At 67.5% G+C, this 19,422-nt stretch carries 18 protein-coding genes; 3 read left to right on the plus strand and 15 right to left on the minus strand.

Going from position 1 to position 19,422, the window contains the following annotated elements:
- Nucleotide 1 precedes the first annotated feature (1 nt).
- The 6 genes from mltG to ACIQ0W_RS03050 form a co-directional block, all read right to left on the minus strand.
- A complete protein-coding gene (gene mltG, locus ACIQ0W_RS03025) occupies nt 2–1,660 on the minus strand; it encodes an endolytic transglycosylase MltG (RefSeq protein ID WP_396641379.1) in 1,659 nt (552 codons plus the stop codon).
- Between the two features lie 3 nt (nt 1,661–1,663).
- Nucleotides 1,664–2,131, minus strand: a complete 468-nt coding sequence (gene ruvX, locus ACIQ0W_RS03030) for a Holliday junction resolvase RuvX (RefSeq protein ID WP_396641380.1) — start codon at nt 2,129–2,131, stop codon at nt 1,664–1,666.
- The gene (gene alaS / locus ACIQ0W_RS03035) at nt 2,128–4,794 is read right to left on the minus strand and encodes an alanine--tRNA ligase (RefSeq protein WP_396641381.1); all 2,667 of its coding nucleotides are present in this window, start codon (nt 4,792–4,794) and stop codon (nt 2,128–2,130) included. Before alaS ends, ruvX begins: the two co-directional genes overlap by 4 nt.
- Before the next feature lie 74 nt (nt 4,795–4,868).
- Nucleotides 4,869–5,198 (minus strand): ATPase, encoded by a 330-nt coding sequence (locus ACIQ0W_RS03040; RefSeq protein WP_396641382.1) that lies wholly within the window; start codon nt 5,196–5,198, stop codon nt 4,869–4,871.
- A 116-nt stretch (nt 5,199–5,314) separates the two neighbouring features.
- Entirely contained in the window at nt 5,315–5,944 is a 630-nt protein-coding gene (gene rpsD / locus ACIQ0W_RS03045) for a 30S ribosomal protein S4 (protein ID WP_036296063.1), read from the minus strand.
- A gap of 169 nt (nt 5,945–6,113) precedes the next feature.
- The gene (locus ACIQ0W_RS03050; protein ID WP_396641383.1) at nt 6,114–7,493 is read right to left on the minus strand and encodes a replication-associated recombination protein A; all 1,380 of its coding nucleotides are present in this window, start codon (nt 7,491–7,493) and stop codon (nt 6,114–6,116) included.
- 207 nt (nt 7,494–7,700) lie between these two features.
- Here ACIQ0W_RS03050 and ACIQ0W_RS03055 point away from each other — a divergent pair, with 207 nt between their 5' ends.
- From ACIQ0W_RS03055 to ACIQ0W_RS03065, 3 genes are all read left to right on the plus strand, one after another.
- Nucleotides 7,701–7,967 (plus strand): dioxygenase, encoded by a 267-nt coding sequence (locus ACIQ0W_RS03055; protein WP_396641384.1) that lies wholly within the window; start codon nt 7,701–7,703, stop codon nt 7,965–7,967.
- A 74-nt stretch (nt 7,968–8,041) separates the two neighbouring features.
- Entirely contained in the window at nt 8,042–9,310 is a 1,269-nt protein-coding gene (locus ACIQ0W_RS03060; RefSeq protein WP_396641385.1) for a DUF349 domain-containing protein, read from the plus strand.
- Nucleotides 9,311–9,374: 64 nt separating this feature from the next.
- A complete protein-coding gene (locus tag ACIQ0W_RS03065; protein WP_396641386.1) occupies nt 9,375–9,971 on the plus strand; it encodes a type IV toxin-antitoxin system AbiEi family antitoxin in 597 nt (198 codons plus the stop codon).
- Nucleotides 9,972–9,980: 9 nt separating this feature from the next.
- Here the strand turns inward: ACIQ0W_RS03065 and ACIQ0W_RS03070 are convergent, their stop codons facing one another.
- From ACIQ0W_RS03070 to ACIQ0W_RS03110, 9 genes are all read right to left on the minus strand, one after another.
- A complete protein-coding gene (locus tag ACIQ0W_RS03070; RefSeq protein WP_396641387.1) occupies nt 9,981–12,236 on the minus strand; it encodes a RelA/SpoT family protein in 2,256 nt (751 codons plus the stop codon).
- A 103-nt stretch (nt 12,237–12,339) separates the two neighbouring features.
- Nucleotides 12,340–13,329 carry a protein translocase subunit SecF gene (secF, locus tag ACIQ0W_RS03075; protein WP_396641388.1) on the minus strand — a complete coding sequence of 330 codons (990 nt, stop codon included), beginning with the start codon at nt 13,327–13,329 and terminating at the stop codon, nt 12,340–12,342.
- Nucleotides 13,329–15,047: a protein translocase subunit SecD gene (secD, locus tag ACIQ0W_RS03080; RefSeq protein ID WP_396641389.1), complete on the minus strand. Its 1,719-nt coding sequence runs from the start codon at nt 15,045–15,047 to the stop codon at nt 13,329–13,331. Before secD ends, secF begins: the two co-directional genes overlap by 1 nt.
- A 46-nt stretch (nt 15,048–15,093) precedes the next feature.
- On the minus strand, nt 15,094–15,540 hold the full coding sequence (gene yajC / locus ACIQ0W_RS03085; protein WP_396641390.1) for a preprotein translocase subunit YajC: 447 nt from the start codon (nt 15,538–15,540) through the stop codon (nt 15,094–15,096).
- Nucleotides 15,541–15,615: 75 nt separating this feature from the next.
- The gene (gene ruvB, locus ACIQ0W_RS03090; protein ID WP_396641391.1) at nt 15,616–16,659 is read right to left on the minus strand and encodes a Holliday junction branch migration DNA helicase RuvB; all 1,044 of its coding nucleotides are present in this window, start codon (nt 16,657–16,659) and stop codon (nt 15,616–15,618) included.
- Nucleotides 16,652–17,272, minus strand: coding sequence for a Holliday junction branch migration protein RuvA (gene ruvA, locus ACIQ0W_RS03095; protein WP_396641392.1), 621 nt, complete (start codon nt 17,270–17,272; stop codon nt 16,652–16,654). The genes ruvB and ruvA overlap by 8 nt, the downstream gene beginning before the upstream one ends.
- A gap of 78 nt (nt 17,273–17,350) precedes the next feature.
- On the minus strand, nt 17,351–17,926 hold the full coding sequence (gene ruvC / locus ACIQ0W_RS03100; protein ID WP_396641393.1) for a crossover junction endodeoxyribonuclease RuvC: 576 nt from the start codon (nt 17,924–17,926) through the stop codon (nt 17,351–17,353).
- Nucleotides 17,927–18,063: 137 nt separating this feature from the next.
- Nucleotides 18,064–18,822: a YebC/PmpR family DNA-binding transcriptional regulator gene (locus ACIQ0W_RS03105; RefSeq protein ID WP_396641394.1), complete on the minus strand. Its 759-nt coding sequence runs from the start codon at nt 18,820–18,822 to the stop codon at nt 18,064–18,066.
- 55 nt (nt 18,823–18,877) lie between these two features.
- Complete coding sequence (locus ACIQ0W_RS03110; protein ID WP_396641395.1) at nt 18,878–19,402, minus strand: DUF1697 domain-containing protein; 525 nt, start codon at nt 19,400–19,402, stop codon at nt 18,878–18,880.
- Nucleotides 19,403–19,422: the final 20 nt, after the last annotated feature.

Raw genomic sequence — 19,422 nt, forward strand, 5'->3', positions numbered from 1 at the left:
GTCAACAACCCGAGTCGGGGTTGTCTGCGCACCACTGCTGCCACTGCTCGACCGCCTGCTGGTGCTCGGCGTTCGTGTTGGTGAAGATCGTCTCGCCGGTGTCGAGGTTGACGGTCACGAAGTACATCCACGGACCATCGGCCGGCTTCATGGCCGCGTCGATGGCGACGTCACCGGGATTGGCGATCGGCCCGACCGGCAGACCCGTGACCTTGTAGGTGTTCCAGGGGTTGTCGTCCTCGAGCGCCTCGGCCGACGAGCTCACGGTGCCATCGTGCATCTCGCCGTAGCCGTACTGGGCCGTCGAGTCCATCTGCAGCAGACCGAAAGTCTCCTGGTTGTCGGGCTGCATCCGATTCACGATCACGCGCGACACCTTGTAGAAGTCCTCCGCCTCACGGGCTTCGCGCTGGATGATCGATGCGATCGTGAGGATCCGCTGACGGTCGTCCACGGGCACACCCGCGCTGTCGAGCGACGTCACGGTGCGGTCGACCATCCGCTGGATCACCTGGGTCGCGGTGACGCCCGGATCGAATTCGTACAGGGCGGGGAAGAGCCATCCCTCGAGACTCGACGCGCTCACGCCGTACGCTGCGGGGTCGGCGACGGCGGCCTGGAAGTCCTCGATCGGCAGGCCGATGCCCTCCGCGAGGATCGGCAGGGTCTGCTCGACCGTCAATCCTTCGCGGATGAGTGCAGAGTTCTCGAGCTTGCTCTCCGGATTCTCGAGCGCTGCGAGAGCCGCGGCCGACGTCATCTTCTGTTGCAGCTTGTACACACCCGGATAGAACGTGGGGACAGCGTCGAGTTCGAGCAACAACGAGTAGAACGCGCCGGGGGTTTTTGTCACGCCGGCGTTGAAGAGGCTCTGCGAGATCGCCTGTCCCCCGTCGCCTGCCGAAATCGTCAGGAGCGCTTCGCCCTCCGCGATGCCGTCCTCGTAGTCGCGCGGCTCTTCCCAGCCCATCAGGGCACGAATGGGGCCCTCATAGTTGCTCCATGCCCACGCGACGCCGAGACCGATTCCGCCGAACAGCACCATGACGACACCGAGCGCGATCCACCCGCCCACGCGGCGGTTGCGACGCTTCTCCTTCTTGGACGGGACGATGCGCTTCTCCTCGGCGAACAGCTCGTCGAGCGTCGGAGTAGACGTCGCGCGACCCGCGGGCGACACATCCTCGAGCGTGAGGGTGGCGGAGCGACGCAGCTGCGGTTGCGAGCCCGACGCAGCGCCCGCGGCGACTCCGCCCGGGATAGGCTCCGCCGCGCTCGGGGCGCGGGGCGTGGCTCTTGGTTCGGGGGCGGGTTCGGTGGTTGGCTGCGGCGTCGCGGAGACGGGGTCCGGCGCAGCCGGTGCACCTGATGTGGACGGCGCGGTTACCGGAGCCGGGGCATCCGATTCCCGACGGGAGGGAGGGACGATCGTGGGGCTCTCTCCCGTGGCGCGCTGTCGCAGCTCACGGCGCGAAAGCGGGACCTGCCGCGCCGCGGCGTCCTCGGCGGAGGATGCCGGCAACGGCGGGGAGGCCGGCTTCTCTTCGGTCGGGGAGGCGGACTCGTCGACCGCGCGCCTGCGCGGGTCGGGCAAGCGCCCGAACAGGTCGGCGAGCCGGTCATCGCCGGAATGCTCGTCGGGACGCTTGTCGTCAGACATCAACTACTCCTCGGGCAGGACGGGTTGACCGGCCGGAAGCCCCGTTCGCTTCTCGACATCGAGCGCTTGCTGCAGGAGCACGACGGCGGCGACCTGGTCCACAATGCTACGTGAACCACGCTGGGAGCGCCCGGAACGGCGGAGGGCGTCGTTCGCGGTCACGGTCGTCAGGCGCTCGTCGAGCAGCCTCACGGGCAGAGCGGATGCCGCTGCCACCCCCCGCGCGAAGTCGCGGGCATCGGCGGTCGACGCCGTTTCACGCCCCGCGAGACTGATGGGCAGGCCGACCACGATCTCGACCACCTCGAGCTCCCGCGCGATCTCGACCACCCGGGCAACGGGATCACCGCTCGCGCGCGGCACGGTCTCGACCGGCGTCGCCAGGAGGCCGTCGCGATCGCAGCGCGCAACACCGACACGGGCCGTGCCGACGTCGATTCCGAGTCGCACGCCCGGTCGGAAGCCACTCACGTGGTGAGTGACTCGAGGGCGGAGCGGACCGCGGCCAGGCCCGCGGGTATGGCCGAAGGGTCCGTGCCGCCACCCTGGGCGACGTCATCGCGCCCGCCGCCGCCCCCGCCGAGGGCCGCCGCTGCGCCCTTCGCGAGGGCACCCGCCTTGGCGCCAGCGGCACGCGCGGCCTCGTTGGTGGCCACGATCACGACGGCGCGACCGTCCACGCTGCCGCCGAGCGCGACAACCGCGGGTGCGGTGCCCAGGCGGTCGCGAACGGCGGTGACGAGCTGCCGCAGGTCATCCTGCGACGCGACGGCTCCGACGGACTCGGCCACCAGGGCCGTGCCCGAGACGGCCGCTGCGGTCTGCGCAAGGGCCGGAACCCGTTCGCGCAAGGCGCGCGTCTCGAAGGCCGCGACCTTCTTTTCGGCCGCCTTCAGGTTGGCGGTGAGCTCGGCGATGCGGGCCGGCAGCTCGTCGCGCGGTGTCTTCAGCGTCGCGGTCAACTGCGAGACGATCGCTCGTTCTGCCGCGAGCTCGCGGAACGCGTCGAGACCGACGAGCGCCTCCACGCGTCTGTTGGATGCGCCCACCGACTGCTCGCCGACGAGGTTGATGAGACCGATCTGCGCGCTGGTCGACACGTGGGTACCCCCACAGAGCTCGCGCGACCAGGGCCCGCCGATGTCGACCATCCGAACGACGTCACCGTACTTCTCGCCGAAGAGAGCCTGGGCGCCCGCCGCCTTGGCCTCGTCGAGCGACAGCACGCGCGTCGTGACCTCGAGGTTGTCGCGCACCGCGTTGTTCGCGATCTCTTCGATCTCGGACTTGGTCGCGTCGGACAGCGCCTGCCCCCACGCGAAATCGAAGCGGAGGTAGCCCGCACGGTTGAGCGATCCGGTCTGGGTCGCCGACGATCCGAGGGTATCCCTCAGCGCCGCGTGGATCAGGTGCGTCGCGGAGTGCGCCTGCTGGGCCGCGCGACGGTTGATGGCGTCGACGACGGTGGTCGCAGGCTGGCCGACACCGACCTCGCCGGTGGTGACCTCGACCGTGTGGCTGATGAGGCCGGGCACGGGCCGCTGCACGTCGAGGACCTCGAGCTCGTAACCCGGGCCGACGATCACGCCCTTGTCGGCGACCTGCCCACCCGACTCGGCATAGAGCGCCGTCTCAGCGAGGAAAACCTCGGCGATCTGGCCCGCGCCGGCGCGATCGGCGGGTAGACCGTCGACCAGCAGCCCGAGCACGCGAGACTCCGTCTCGAGATCCGTGTAGCCCGTGAATGCGGTCTCCCCGAGAGCGCGCATCTCGCGGTAGATGCTCGTGTCGGCGAGCTGACGCTTGCGCGAGCGCGCATCCGCCTTGGCCCGTGTGCGCTGTTCGAGCATGAGCGCGTCGAAGGCGTCGCGGTCCACCGACAGTCCCGCCTCCTGCGCGATTTCGAGGGTGAGGTCGATCGGGAAACCGTACGTGTCGTGCAGCAGGAACGCCTCGGATCCGGAGATCGTCGTGCCCCCCGCATCCTTCATCTGAACGACCGAGTCATCGAGCAGGCTCGAACCCGCCGCGAGCGTACGCAGGAATGTCGCCTCTTCCGCGAGGGCGTACTGCTCGAAGCGCGGGTAGTCGGTCGCGACGATCGGATACGACTCCTTCATGGCGTCACGGGACGCGGCGAACAGCTCCCCGAACGTCGGGCCGTCGACCCCGAGCAGCCGCATGGAACGGATCGCGCGGCGCATCAGACGGCGAAGGATGTATCCCCGGCCCTCGTTCGAGGGCGTGACGCCGTCCGAGAGCAGCATGAGCGACGAGCGCACGTGGTCGGCCACGACGCGGAAGCGGATGTCGTCCTGATGATCCGCGCCGTAGGTGCGGCCCGAAAGCGCGACCGCCCGGTCGAGCACGGGACGCACCTGATCCGTCTCGTACATGTTGTCGACGCCCTGCTTGATGAACGCGACGCGCTCGAGCCCCATGCCGGTGTCGATGTTCTTGTTCGGCAGCTCCCCGACGATGTCGAAGATGTACTTCGACTGCACGTTGGTGATCTCGTACTGCATGAAGACGAGGTTCCAGATCTCGACATAACGATCGTCGTCCGTGGCCGGCCCGCCGTCGATGCCGTAAGCGGGACCGCGATCGAAGAAGATCTCGGAACATGGACCGGCGGGGCCCGGTAGGCCCGTCGACCAGTAGTTCGTGTCCTTGCCGAGACGCTGGATGCGTTCCTCCGGCAGATCCGTCAACGAGCGCCAGAGGTCGTGCGCCTCGTCGTCTTCTTCATAGACCGTGACCCACAGGTCCTTCGGGTCGAAGCCGAGCCCGCCCTCCGCATCGGGCGTCGTGAGGAGTTCCCACGCGAACCGGATCGCGCCTTCCTTGAAGTAGTCGCCGAACGACCAGTTGCCGAGCATCTGGAAGAAGGTGCCGTGCCGGGGCGTGTGTCCGACCTCTTCGATGTCGAGCGTGCGGATGCACTTCTGTACGTCGGCAGCGCGCTTATACGGGGCCGGGACATCCCCGCTCAGGTACGGGATGAACGGCACCATGCCCGCAACAGTGAACAACAGGGCGGGGTCGTCGGTGACGAGCGAGGCGCTCGGGACGATCACGTGACCGTTCTTCTCGAAATAGTCGAGGTAACGCTGAGCGATCTCGGCGGTCTTCATGAGCGGGATTCCTCGCAGGGGTAAGCGCGTGAGTAAGCGGCCGCCCGGCGAGGGCGGCCGCACAACGGGTGGGATCAGTCCTTGGCCGACTCGGCGGCGTCGGTCACGGTGTCGGAGGCCGTCTCGGCAGCGTCCGAGACGGCGTCCGACGCTTCGGCCTTCGTCGAAGAGGCAGCATCGACGACGGCGGAAACGGCGCCGGATGCGGCATCCTTCGCTCCGCTGACGAACTCGTCGAGCTTCGCCTCTTGACCCCGATAGGCCTCGCCGATGCGATCCGTGAACTCACCGATGCGCGCGTCCACCTCGGCGAGGAGCTCGTGGCCGGTCGGATTCTTGTTGATCACGTGCGCGGCCGCGAAACCGCCGACGATACCGATCAGGAACCAGAGCAGGCTCTTCATGTCACCACTTCCTCGCACTCATGGACCGCACGCGCGGCATCCGTCCATCGTAGTGTCCGACGACGAAGGGCGCCCGGATCCTCGCGGATCGGACGCCCTTCGGTGAATCGCGGTGCTTAGCGCGCCGCGTAGTACTCGACGACGAGCTGGACCTCGCACGTGACAGGAACCTCGGCCCGCTTCGGGCGACGGACCAGACGGGCCTGGAGAGTCGACAGGTCGACCTCGAGGTAGCCCGGAACCGGGGGCAGAACGTCGGCGTGACCACCGGCGGCGGCAACCTGGAACGGCTCGGTGCCCTCGCTCTTCGGCTTGACGTGGATCATCTGACCCGGCTTCACGCGGAACGACGGGCGGTCGACGAGCTGGCCGTCGACGAGGATGTGGCGGTGCACGACGAGCTGGCGGGCCTGCGCCGTGGTGCGGGCGAAGCCCGAGCGCACGACGAGCGCGTCGAGACGCTGCTCGAGCAGCTCGACCAGGTTCTCACCGGTCAGGCCGGACTGGCGGCGGGCCTCGTTGAACGTGTTGCGCATCTGCGCCTCACGGATGCCGTACTGGGCGCGAAGACGCTGCTTCTCCCGGAGGCGGACGGCGTAGTCGCTGTCCTGCTTGCGCTTGGAGCGGCCGTGCTCGCCCGGTGCGTAGGGGCGCTTCTCGAGGAACTTGGCGGCCTTCGGGGTGAGGGCGATGCCGAGCGCGCGGGAGAGGCGGGTCTTGCTGCGGGTCCGTGACTTAGTGGACACGTTTACCTTTCGGGACGTATGAACGTGGACTACCCCGGCTCGCACGCGGCGGACCGAGGGAAGTGAAGAGGGGTGTGCCAGGGGCGTCCGGCTACAGGACGACACCCGTCGTTTCTTCTCGCGCAGCCGCACGCTCGACAGAAACTAGGCCAGCGACGATCTTAGCACGTCAGTCTTCTGAGCCCAGGATTCGGCGGATCTTGTCGAGGCGCGTCCGGATGTCTCGTTCCGCACCCCGCGGGGTCGGCTCGTAGTAGCGGACGCCGCGCAACGGGTCGGGCAGGTACTGCTGTGCGGCGACGCCGACCTCCGTGTCGTGCGGGTAGACGTATCCCTTGCCGTGGCCGAGCCGCTTGGCGCCGGCGTAGTGCGCGTCGCGCAGGTGCAGGGGCACGGTGCCGGCACGTCCACCACGCACATCGGCGATGGCCTTGTCGATCGCGAGGTAGGCGGCGTTGGACTTCGCCGCGGTCGCCAGGTACGCGGTCGCCTCGGCGAGGGGGATGCGCCCCTCCGGCATCCCGATGAATTGAACGGCGTCCGCCGCGGCGACCGCCATCGGAAGGGCCTGGGGATCGGCGAGCCCGATGTCCTCGGCCGCGGAGATGATCAGGCGCCGCGCGATGAATCGCGGGTCCTCCCCCGCCTCGATCATGCGCGCCAGGTAGTGCAGCGAGGCATCCACATCCGATCCTCGGATGGATTTGATGAACGCACTGATGACGTCGTAGTGCTCGTCGCCTTGACGGTCGTACCGCAGCAAGGCCCGGTCGACGGCCTGCGCGACGACATCGTCGGTGATGACGGGCGGTTCGCCGGCTTCGTCGTCCTGCCCGTCGACGTCGAGCTCGTCGTCCGTCCGCACGTCACGAACCGCGCCCACCATCGACGCGGCGGCTTCGAGCGCGGTCAGGGCACGCCGCGCATCGCCGGACGACAACCTGATCAGCGCCGCTCGGGCGGACGCGTCGACCGCCACGGCCCCCGCCAGGCCCCGCGCATCCGTCACCGCACGATCGAGAAGCTGCCCGAGCTCCTCGTCCGACAGCGGGCGAAGAGTGAGCAGGAGCGAGCGCGAGAGCAGGGGCGACACGACCGAGAACGACGGGTTCTCCGTGGTTGCGGCGATCAGCACCACCCACCCGTTTTCGACGCCGGGCAACAGCGCATCTTGCTGGGCCTTGGTGAATCGGTGGATCTCGTCGAGAAACAGGATGGTGGAGGTGCCGTACAGATCGCGCTGCGTCAGCGCCTCTTGCATCACCTCGCGGACATCCTTCACTCCGGCGGTCACGGCGGACAGCTCGACGAAACGACGACCCGACGACCGCGCGATCGCCTGCGCGAGCGTCGTCTTGCCGGTACCGGGCGGCCCCCACAGGATCACCGAGACGGCGCCGGTCGACGCCCGGTTCGGGTCGGCCAGCGCGACGAGGGGCGAACCCGGGCGCAGCAGGTGCTCCTGTCCCGCGATCTCGTCGAGGGATGACGGACGCATGCGGACCGCGAGGGGTGTCGACCCCTGGAACAGCGCTTGCGTACCCGTCACCGTCCCAGGCTAGTCGGGGCCTCCTACACGCGGCTCCCGCGTGCGCCACCCCAGCCGCTGCGTGATCTTCCGCCATCGAACGGACGCGACTCGCCGTTGGGTTGCGCGACGCACGGCGAGTCGCGACCGTTCGCGGGGTGCCCACGAGTTTGGTCGCCCGAAGTGCTCCTGCGTAGAGTTCAGGCGATCGACCTCGGGAGCAGACGGATGGCCAAGCCGGACAAAGACCGCGCAGAGCGCGAGCGAGCACGCGTCTATCAGGCGCGCCTGCAGCTGCGCGCCTCGCAACTCGGGCGTCGCCGGCGCGACACGATCGTGGCATCGGTGGTCGGCGGCATCGTCATCCTCGCCGCCATCGGCGGTCAGTTCGCGTACTACGGCGCCGGTCCCGGCGCTCCGCTTCCCGAGGTCTCGCCCTCTCCCTCACCGAGCGTCTCGTCCGATCCGGTTCCCGGCCCGACCACGACCCCCTGAGCACAACCCCTGAGCAGCACGGGGCGTCGTACTAGGCTGGGGGAGTTTCCGCCCCCCACAGCAAGAGGTGCACCGTGTCCCCCGAGCCTGCTTCCGCCCCCGACCTGGCGTGGGGCCGCGTCGACGACGACGGCACCGTCTCCGTCCGCGAGGTCTCCCCCGTAGACGGCACCGACAGCTGGCGCGTCGTCGGTCAGTACCCCGACGGCACACCCGACGAGGCCCTCGCCTACTTCGCGCGCAAGTTCAGCGATCTGGCCGACAAGGTCCGTCTGCTCGAGCAGCGTCAGCGCGGCGGTGGGGCTTCGGCATCCGATCTCACAACTGCGGCCAAGCACCTGCGCGCCGAGATCGCCGGCGCTTCAGCGGTCGGCAATCTCGCGAACCTCATGGGGCGCGTCGACGCGATCCTCGAGACGCTGAGTGCCGCCACCGCCACCGAAGCTGCCGCCGCGAAGGAGGCCGTGAACGCCGCCGTCGTCGAGCGCACGGAACTGGTTGAGAAGGCCGAGGCCCTCGCTGCGCGCGACCCCAAGTCCGTGCAGTGGAAGCAGGCGACGCAGGAGCTGAACGACCTGTTCGAGGCTTGGCAGGCGCACCAGCAGAACGGGCCGCGACTGCCCAAGCGCGAGTCACAGGATCTCTGGAAGCGATTCCGCGACGCCCGCGCCACCGTCGAGAAGCACCGGCGCGAGTTCTTCGCCGAGCTGGACGAGACGCACAAGGGCGCCCGTGACCGAAAGGCTCGCCTGGTCGAACGCGCGGAAGCCCTGCTGCCCCAGGGCGAGGACGGCATTCCGTTCTACCGCGCTCTGCTGGATGAGTGGAAGGCCGCAGGCCGTGCCGGCAAGAAGGTCGATGACGCGCTCTGGGCCAAGTTCAAGGCCGCGGGTGACGCGCTGTACGCGACGCGTGCCGAGAAGGAGGCCGCAGAGGTCGCCGAATCCGAGCCCAAGATCGAGGCCAAGCAGGCCCTGCTTCAGGAGGCCGCCGCCGTCGCCGACGAGCGGGACCTGACCGCCGCCCGTTCGCTGCTCGCGTCGATTCAGCGCCGCTGGGACGAGATCGGACGCGTCTCGCCGCGCGAGCGAGACCGCTCACTGGACGATGCGATGCGCAAGATCGAGCAGGCCCTCAAGTCACGCGAAGAGGTCGACTGGAAGCGCAACAACCCCGAGACGAAGGCCCGCGCCGGCGACATGGCCCGTCAGCTCGCCGACGCGATCGACAAGCTCGAGACCGAACTCGCCGCCGCTACGGCGAAGGGGGATGCCTCGGCCGTCAAGCGGATCTCCGCCGACCTCGACACGCGCCGCGCATGGCTCAAGGTCGTCGACGGCTAGAGCTTGTCCACAGATGTGCCCACGAAGCGCGTGAGTGCACGGGGCGTGCGATTCAATCGATCGCATGCGCTGGCCTCTGATCTATCTTCCCGGTGAGCGACTCTCGATAGCCGAACTGTCCGCCGCACGGCTCGACGGCGACGTCGTCGAGATCGGCGAGGGCTACATGCCGGCGGACGCCATCGAGAGCACCGCGACGCGAGCCGCTTCGCTGCGGTCGATCTGCGGACCCCGTCTCGTGGTCGGTTCGTGGAGTGCCGCCTGGGTCTACGGCGCGCTGCCCGAACCACCGTCGCGGCACAGCGTCCTGCGAGGCGCGGCGCATCGGGTCGGAAACCTGATCGACCGCCGGGCGATCTTCCACGACGTCGGCGTCGACGATCAGGACGTGTCGGATGTCGAGGGTGTGCTCGTCACCTCCCCGTTGCGCACGCTGATCGATGTCGCCCGACGCATCCGCGAGCCCGAACATCGCGAGCGCGCCACCTCCGTCGTCGACACGTTGATCGACGCCGGCCTGGTCGATCCGCGGGACGCGATCTCGCGAATCGACTCGGTTACGCGTCTTCCAGGTTCGAAGCAGGCGCGGCGCGAGCTGGCGCGCCATCTCGAGGAACCTTCGAGCAGATCGCTGGCCGCCCGTTCTAGCCAGTCGTTCTAGCCAGTCGTTCTAGCCAGTCGTCACCCGATAGACGTCGTAGACCGCGTCGATACGGCGGACGGCGTTCAGCACACGGTCGAGATGCACGATGTCGCCCATCTCGAAGACGAACTTGCTGAGCGCGAGCCGCTCGTGGGTGGTCGCGACCGTCGCCGACAGGATGTTGACGTGATACTCGGTCAGCACGCGCGTCACGTCCGAGAGCAGACCCGAACGATCCAGTGCCTCGACCTGGATCTGCACCAGGAAGATGCCCTTGGGCGTGGGCGCCCACGAGACCTCGATCATGCGGTCGGGATCCGCGGTCAGCGCGTCGACGTTGGGGCAGTCGGTACGGTGCACCGACACTCCACTGCCCCGCGTCACGAAGCCGACGATGTCGTCGCCAGGCACCGGCGTGCAGCACTTGGCCAGTTTGACCAGGATGTCGGCGGCACCGCGCACGAGAACGCCCGTGTCGTTCGACCGCGGCGTGCGCGGCCGACCCAGGTGCGGAAGTTCGACGGGACCGGTCGAGGTGTCTTCCTCGGTCGCGACGAGGGCCGTGACCTTCTCGATGACGGACTGCGTCGACACGTGCCCCTCGCCGACGGCGGCGTAGAGCGCCGAGACATCCTCATAACGCAGCTGGTGCGCGACTTCGCCAAACGAATCCTGGTTCATCAGGCGTTGCAGGGGCAGGTTCTGCCGCCGCATCGCGCGGGCGATGGCTTCCTTGCCCTGCTCGACAGCCTCTTCGCGGCGCTCCTTCGTGAACCATCCGCGGATCTTGTTGCGCGCACGGGTGCTCTTGACGAAGCTCAGCCAGTCCTGGCTGGGCCCGGCATCGGGGTTCTTGGATGTGAACACCTCAACGACATCACCGGACGACAGGGAGGAGTCGAGGGGCACGAGGCGCCCGTTCACCTTGGCCCCCATGGTGCGGTGACCGACCTCGGTGTGCACGGCGTACGCGAAGTCGACCGGGGTCGCCTCGGCCGGCAGCCCGATGACTCGGCCCTTCGGCGTGAAGACGTACACCTCTTTCGCGCCGATCTCGTAGCGCAGGGAGTCGAGGAACTCGCCCGGGTCGGCTGTTTCGGCCTGCCAGTCCGAGATATGCGCCAGCCACGCCATGTCGGCGTCCTGGGCCTTCGGGTCGGACTTGCCGCCGTTGACCCGCTCCTTGTACTTCCAGTGTGCCGCGACACCGTATTCGGCCTGCTGGTGCATCTCGTTCGTACGGATCTGGATCTCGACGGTACGACCGCCCGGTCCGATCACGGTCGTGTGGAGCGACTGGTACAGGTTGAACTTCGGCGTTGCGATGTAGTCCTTGAACCGCCCGGGGATCGGCGTCCAGCGCGCGTGGATGGCTCCGAGAACCGCGTAGCAGTCGCGCACCGTCGAAACCAGGACGCGGATGCCGATCAGGTCGTAGATGTCGTCGAACTCGCGTCCGCGAACCACCATCTTCTGGTACACCGAGTAGAGCTGCTTCGGGCGTCCCGCGACACGTCCGCGGATCCGCAGCTCCCGCAGGTCTTCCTCGACCGAGCCGATGACGTTGTCGACGTATTCCTCGCGCTGGGGCGTGCGCTGTTTGACCAGGCTCTCGATCTCGGCGTACAGCTTCGGGTGAAGCACCGCGAACGACAGGTCCTCGAGCTCGGCCTTGATGGCCTGGATACCGAGTCGGTGCGCCAGCGGTGCGTAGATCTCGAGGGTTTCCGTGGCCTTCTTCTGGGCTTTCGCCGGCGGCACGAAGCCCCAGGTGCGCGCATTGTGCAGGCGGTCGGCCAGCTTGATGACGAGCACCCGGATGTCCTTGGACATCGCCACGATCATCTTCCGGACCGTCTCGGCCTGGGCCGCGTCTCCGTACTTGACCTTGTCGAGCTTGGTGACGCCGTCGACGAGCATCGAGACTTCGTCGCCGAAGTCGGCCGAGAGCTGATCGAGGCTGTACGCGGTGTCTTCGACGGTGTCGTGCAAGAGGGCAGCCGCGATCGCCTTCGGCCCGAGACCGAGCTCGGCGAGGATCTGCGAAACCGCGACCGGATGGGTGATGTACGGCTCGCCACTCTGGCGCAGCTGACCCTGATGCGCGCGCTCGGCAACGACGTATGCGCGCTCGATCAGGGCGAAGTCACCCTTGGGGTGATTGGCGCGCACGGTGCGGATGAGGTGTTCGACTCCGCCGCGGCGCGTCGACCGCGAGAAGATGCGGGGAACGAGCCGGCGCAGGCTCGAAGCCTGGGGTGCCGGGGGCAGGATTTCGGTCATGCCGCGCCCTCCCCCGCCTCGATAGCGCGGTGTGGCACCACCCCGCCGGATCGGACCATCCTACGCCCGCGCACGGGACTGACCGGCGGCACGCACGTTCCGCTCAGCTGTCCACGGCGGCGAGTTCTCGGGCCGCGCGGACGCGCTCGTCGCGCTCACGCAGTTGCGGCTCACCCTCCCGGAACAGCGAGTACAACGGTGCGGCGACGAACAAAGTCGAGTAGGCCGCGACGATGATGCCGACCGTGATCGAGAGCGAGATGTCGCTCAGCGTGTCGGCGCCGAGCCACAGAGCACCGATGAACAGGATCGCCGCAACGGGCAGCACCGCGACGACGGACGTGTTGATCGAACGCACGAGCGTCTGATTGACAGCCAGGTTGACGGACTCGCCGAAGGTGCGGCCCGTGGTGAGTCCGTCCTCCGTCGTGTTCTCTCGAATCTTGTCGAACACGACCGTCGTGTCGTAGAGCGAATAGCCGAGGATCGTGAGGAACCCGATCACAGCGGCGGGAGAGATCTCGAAGCCCGCGAAGGCGTAGACACCGACCGTGATCACGAGCACATCGACCAGACCGAGAATCGCGGCGGCGGACATCTTCCATGTTCGGAAGTAGATCGCCAGGATCAGGAAGGTCAGTGCGAGGAAGATCGCGAGTCCCCAGAGGGATTGGCGCGTCACGTCTTGGCCCCATGTCGGTCCGATGAACGAGGTCGTGACCTCTTCGGTCGGCACGTCGTAAGCCGTTGCGAGGGCAGCGCTGACCGCAAGCGTGTCGTCCGCGCTCATCTGGTCGGTCTGGACACGGATCGCGGTGCCACCGATCGTCGTGACCTTCGTCGTCGCGTCGGGAACGACCGTCCGCACAGCGTCCGTCGCGACGAGCTGGTCGGGCTGCTCGAGGCCCGAAACGGTGAACTGCGAACCACCGGTGAACTCGATCGAGAACTGCGGCGGCTTGACCAGCAGACCCAGTGCGGAACCGATGACCAGCACGATCGCGACGATGAACCACAGTCGTCGCCGGGGGACGAAGGGCACAGAGAGCTTGCCCGTGTAGAGGTCGTTGCCGAACTGGCTCATGGAGCGCATCAGTCGTTCCCTCCCGGGTTCTTCGGAGCGGGTTTGGACGCGGCGGCGATCTCCGCCTGCTTGCGTTCGGCGATCGTCTGGCGTCGCTCCGCCTCACCGCGTGAACGCGCAAGACGCTTGGCCTTCGTGCCCTCGGTTGCGACGGGCGCCCGGAATTCCGAGCGGCTGTGGTAGACCGCCCCCAGCGCCGTCGGGTCGAGACCGGAGAGCGGATGTCCCTGGCCGAAGAACCGCGTCCGGGCGAGCAGCTGCATCACCGGGTGCGTGAAGATCACGAAGATCAGGATGTCGATCAGCGTGGTGAGGCCGAGCGTGAAGGCGAAGCCCTTCACGGTGGCGTCGGCGAGGATGTACAGCACGACGGCTGCCAGGATGTTGATCGACTTGGAGATGTAGATCGTGCGCTTGGCTCGCGCCCAGCCATCCTCGACGGCGCCGGTGATGCTCTTACCGTCACGCAACTCGTCGCGTATTCGCTCGAAGTACACGATGAACGAGTCCGCGGTGAACCCGATGGTCACGATCAACCCCGCAACACCGGCGAGCGAGAGGCGGAAGCCCATGCGCCACGACAGGATGCAGAGCATCACGTAGGTCAGCACGCCCATCACGATGAGGGAGGCGATGATCACGAAGCCGAGTGCTCGGTACGAGATCAGCGAGTACAGCGCGACGAGAGCGAGGCCGATGAGGCCCGCGATCAGACCGATCTGGAGCTGCTGCGAACCGAGGGTCGCCGAGATCGTGTCGGAGCTGACGACGGTGAAACTCAGCGGCAGGGCACCGTACTTCAGCTGATCCGCGAGGGCCTTCGAGCTCTCCTGGTCGAAGTTTCCGGTGATGCTCGGGCGGCCGTCGAGGATCAGGCCGTTCATGGACGGCGCCGAGATGACATTGCCGTCGAGCACGAAGGCGAACTGGTTCAGGGGTGCGGTCGCACCGTACAGCCGCTGGCTGACCTCGCCGAAGACTTCGGTTCCTTCGGTGTCCAGCGTGAGCTGCACCGACCACTGGTTGTTGGTCGTGTCGAGACCGAACGTCGCATCGTCGATGGCCGTGCCATCGATCTCGACAGGCCCGAGGATGTACTTGACGCTGCCGTCCGTCTCACATGTGATGAGCGGCTGGTCAGCCGGCGCATTCGCCGGGTCGTTGTTCTCATCGGCACAGTTATAGGCCAGGAACTCCGCCTGCAGCGCGGGCGTGACCCAGCTGGGATCGCTGGCGTTCGAGGGCTGCGCGGTGGGCGTCGCCTCGAGCGATGGGTCGGGCGTCGGGTAGGGCGTCGTCTCGCCGTCTTCGCCGACGAACTCAGTGGCCGGGCTGCCCGTGAAGATCACCGGACGCAGCTGAAGCTGGGCGCTCGCCTGGATACGCTCGCGCGTTTCTTCGTCGGCCGTTCCCGGGATCTGCACGACGATGTTGCGGCCGCCCTCGGTCGCCACATCCGCCTCGCCGACGCCCGAGGCATCCACGCGCTGGCGCATGATCGTGACGGCCTGTTCGAGCTGCTCCGAGGTCGGCGCAGCGCCGTCCTCGGTCTGCGCCGCGAGGATGATCTGGGTGCCGCCCTGCAGATCGAGCGCAAGCTCGGGCGCCCAGGTGCTCTGCTGGAACACGTACACGCCGAGCGCGTTGACACCGAAGAGGATGCCGATGATCGCCAGCAGGCCGATCAGGGCCCGCCAGGCATGGCGGACAGGTGAAGAAGTCGCCACCAGGGCTCAGCTTTCTCGAAGAAAAAAGGGGGCCACGCGAGGCGGGTCAGGCCTCGGGGTTGTTCTTACGCTCGGCCGCACGCTGGTCGGACTCGGCCTGGGCTCGCAACTCGGCCTTGTGGTCGTCGCTCAGCGACGAGATCTCGCCGTCCGCAACGCCCGCGATGTACTCGGCCTCGGATGCCTCGGACTCGATGAACTCGTCCTCCGAAACGACACCCTCGTCAGGGTCGACCACGCGAAGGATGGCCTGGCTGTGGACCTTGATCTCGACGCCAGGAGCGATCTCGATCAGAGCAGGCTGGTCGAGGTTCTCGGGATCGAACTCGACGATCGTGCCGTAGAGGCCACCCTGCAGCAGGACCTCGGCACCGGGGACCGTCTGACGTGCCTTTTCCGCCTGCTCGACCTTGGCCCGCTGCATCCGTCGACGCGAATTCCAGAACATGAAGCCGAGCAAGCCGACCAGGACGACGATGAGCAGGATGTCCATGAAGAATGGTGCCTTTCGGGTGCGCACGGCGCGAATGAGGGCATACGGCAAGAGAGGCGCGTAAGCCTTCAGCGATTATAGGTCATCGAGTCTGAGCGCACCCTGCGCCTGCGGGGCCCCGAGATGGGTGTAGGCCGCGGGTGTCGCGACACGACCCCGGGGTGTCCTGCCGAGGAAGCCGATGCGAACGAGATAGGGCTCGACGACGCTTTCGACGGTCTCGGATTCTTCCCCGACCGCGATGGCCAAAGTGCTGAGACCGACGGGCCCGCCGCCGAAGCGGAAGACGAGAGCATCGAGCACGGCGCGGTCGAGACGATCAAGACCGATCGAGTCCACGTCGTACAGCTCGAGAGCGGACCGCACCGCGGCGAGGTCGCCCTCTTCCGAGTGCACCAGCATGAAGTCGCGCACGCGCCGCAGCAGCCTGTTCGCGATTCGGGGTGTCCCGCGCGAACGCAGCGCGATCTCTGCCCGAGCCTCGGGGCTGAGGTCGACGCCCAGCATGCTCGACGAACGCCCGATGACGCGTTCGAGGTCCGAGGCCTCATAGAACTCAAGATGTCCGGTGAAGCCGAACCGATCCCGGAGGGGGTTCGGCAACAAGCCCGACCGTGTCGTAGCGCCCACCAGGGTGAACGGCGCCAGATCCAACGGGATGCTCGTGGCTCCGGCACCCTTCCCGACCATGATGTCGATCCGGAAATCCTCCATGGCGAGGTAGAGCATTTCTTCCGCAGACCGAGCCATCCGATGGATCTCGTCGATGAAGAGGACCTCGCCGGGTGTCAGGCTTGACAACAGAGCAGCCAGATCGCCGGCGTGTTGAATCGCGGGGCCGCTCGAGAGGCGGAGTGGCCGCTGGCTCTCGTGCGCGACGATCATGGCCAGCGTCGTTTTACCGAGACCGGGCGGGCCCGACAGCAGGATGTGGTCGGCTGGACGCTGCTGCATGCGCGCGGCATCGAGCAGGAGCTGCAGCTGACCGCGCACCTTCGGCTGGCCGACGAAATCGGCGAGCGACCCGGGCCTCAGAGCGCCCTCGATGGCGAGTTCGGATTCTTCGGCCACCGGGTCGACCTCGCGGAACGCGTCGTCGCCCGATGCAGCGTCAGCCACGGGTACTCCCCTGGCGTGCGGGTCCGAGTGCGGCGAGCGTCACGCGCAGAAGCGCCGACACACTCGCACGGTCGGCTTCCGTGGCCTCTTCTGCAGCTGTGGCGACGGCCTCCGTGGCGACGCGCTCCTGCCAGCCGAGTCCGACGAGTGCCTGTGCGACCTGCGTCAGCACGTCGGCACTCGCCACGGAGAACGACGGCGAGCGAGGAACGACCGGCGCGATCTTGCCCGACAGCTGCAGGACGATGAGCTTGGCGGTCTTGGGACCGATGCCCGAAACCTTGCGGAAGGGGGCGTCGTCTTCCGCGTGCACGGCTTCGGCGATCCTCTCGGCCGTCAGCTGAGACAGGACGCCGAGCGCGGATTTCGGTCCGACGCCGGTGACCTGGAGAAGCAGCGAGAACAGTTCGAGCTCTTCGCGCGTCTCGAAGCCGAAGAGCGACAGCGAGTCCTCGCGGACGATCAGGCTCGTGTGCAGCGCCAGCGTCTGACCCGCGTGAGCCGTGCGCGCGACGTCGACGGGCACCGCAACGCTGAGGCCGACGCCGCCGACCTCGATCACGACGGAGTCCGCACCGGCATGCAGCACGACGCCGCGCAGTGACGAGATCATGAGGCGATCCTAGTTCGGATCATCGTAGGTATGTTCGAGCGACACGCAGCGCCAGGCGACAGGTGGATCGACGCACGGCTAACGGGATGTGCGGACCAGGCGTTCGGCGTCGGCCCACGCACGCTGGGCCGGTGTCAGGGGCGTAGCGCCGGGGCCGGCGACCGCGCCACCCGACCGCCACGCGTGACAGAGGGCGAGAGCCAAGGCATCCGCTGCATCCGCCGGCTGCGGCAGTGCATCGAGCCGCAGCACGCGCGCGACCATGGTCTGGACCTGACGCTTGTCGGCTGAGCCGTAACCGGTGATCGCGGCCTTGACCTCGCTCGGCGTGTGGGTCTCGGCGGGCAATCCGTGCTCTGCCGCCAGGAGCAGCGCGACACCGCTCGCCTGCGCCGTACCCATGACGGTTCGCACGTTGTGCTGCGCGAAGACACGCTCGACCGCGACGACATCGGGGCTGTGCTCGGCTAGAACGGCGCGGATACCGGCCGCGATGATCGCAAGCCGTTCCGGCAGCGGCATCTCGGGCGAGGAACGGATGACACCGACGTGGACGAGCCGACCAGACCGGTCCGGCGCGACATCCACGACGCCCACGCCGCAGCGAGTCAGCCCGGGGTCGATACCGAGCACGCGAAGGGATCGGGTGCGCACTCCCCCACGCTAGGCGGGCAGACCGTCACGGGCGCCGCGGCGCGCGGAGGGATGTCGCTTCGACAGGCTCAGCGACCGTCACGCTCCCAGACTTGCCTCACGCTCCCTGAGCCTGTCGAAGGGAGCAGCCAGGCGCCCTACTCGTCGTTCTCGAGCTCGGCCTGGACCTCGGGGGTCAGGTCGAAGTTCGAGTAGACGTTCTGCACGTCGTCGCTGTCTTCGAGCGCGTCGATCAGACGGAAGACCTTCCGTGCGGTCTCGGCGTCGACCTCGACCTTGAGGCTCGGCACGAACTCGACATCGGCGGACTCATAGTCGATGCCCGCATCCTGCAGCGCCGACCGGACCTTCACGAGGTCGGTCGCCTCGGTGATCACTCCGAATCCGTCGCCGTGCGGCTCGATCTCCTCGGCACCGGCGTCGAGGACCGCGAGCATCACGTCGTCTTCGCTCGCGCTGTCGGAGGAGACGACGATGACGCCCTTGCGGTGGAAGTTGTACGCGACGCTGCCCGGGTCGGCCATCGTGCCGCCGTTGCGGGTCATCGCGGTACGCACCTCGGCCGCGGCCCGGTTCTTGTTGTCCGTCAGACACTCGATGAGCAGCGCGACGCCGTTCGGGGCGTAGCCCTCGTACATGATCGTCGTGTACTCGATCGACTCACCGGTCAGCCCGGCGCCGCGCTTGATCGCGCGGTCGATGTTGTCGTTCGGAACAGAGGTCTTCTTCGCCTTCTGGACCGCGTCGACCAATGTCGGGTTGCCCGACATGTCGGCGCCGCCCATCTTGGCGGCGACTTCGATGTTCTTGATGAGTTTGGCGAACGACTTGGCACGGCGCGAATCGATGATCGCCTTCTTGTGCTTGGTCGTGGCCCACTTGGAATGGCCGGACATTCCTCCAGTTTACGACGGCGACCGATCTCGCACCGAACGCCCGCAAGTGTCGGTTCTACGCGACGATCTTCTGGAGCGTCCGGAGGTTGCGGTTCGTCGTCCGGGCTTTGTAGGTGCTCCTGGCGATCACCTTCGCGAACGGGGTGTCGGTGGTGCGCCCCTTCGGCGGGTTCCAGTAGACGACTGCCGGGCCGGGAGCGACAGGGTCGGTCGTCGTGTCACCGGATGCCCCGGCTTCCGTCAGCTCGTCGCGTGTCACGTCGTCGACGCAGAAAATCACCCAAGGCTGTCGCGTTTCGTCGTCCGAGTCGAAGGGGAAGGATGCGATGGCCGCTTCTATATCCGGGCGTGCGACCAGCACGATCCAGGCGTCGTAGCCGAACCGCTCCCCCAACGCCGCCTCGATCGCGGGCTTCAGGTCTTCGTGCGATCGCGGCGACCGGAACGCCGCGTTGCCGCTGGCGAGAAAGGTGCGCACGTCCTCAAGGCCCATCCCGGTCAGGAGTTCACGCAGATCCGCGCTGCGGATCGAGATCCCGCCCACGTTCACCCCGCGCAGCAGCGCCACCCATTCGGTCACGTCGTCACCCTAACCTCGGG

The sequence above is a fragment of the Microbacterium sp. genome (assembly GCF_044340635.1).
Classification (GTDB): domain Bacteria; phylum Actinomycetota; class Actinomycetes; order Actinomycetales; family Microbacteriaceae; genus Microbacterium.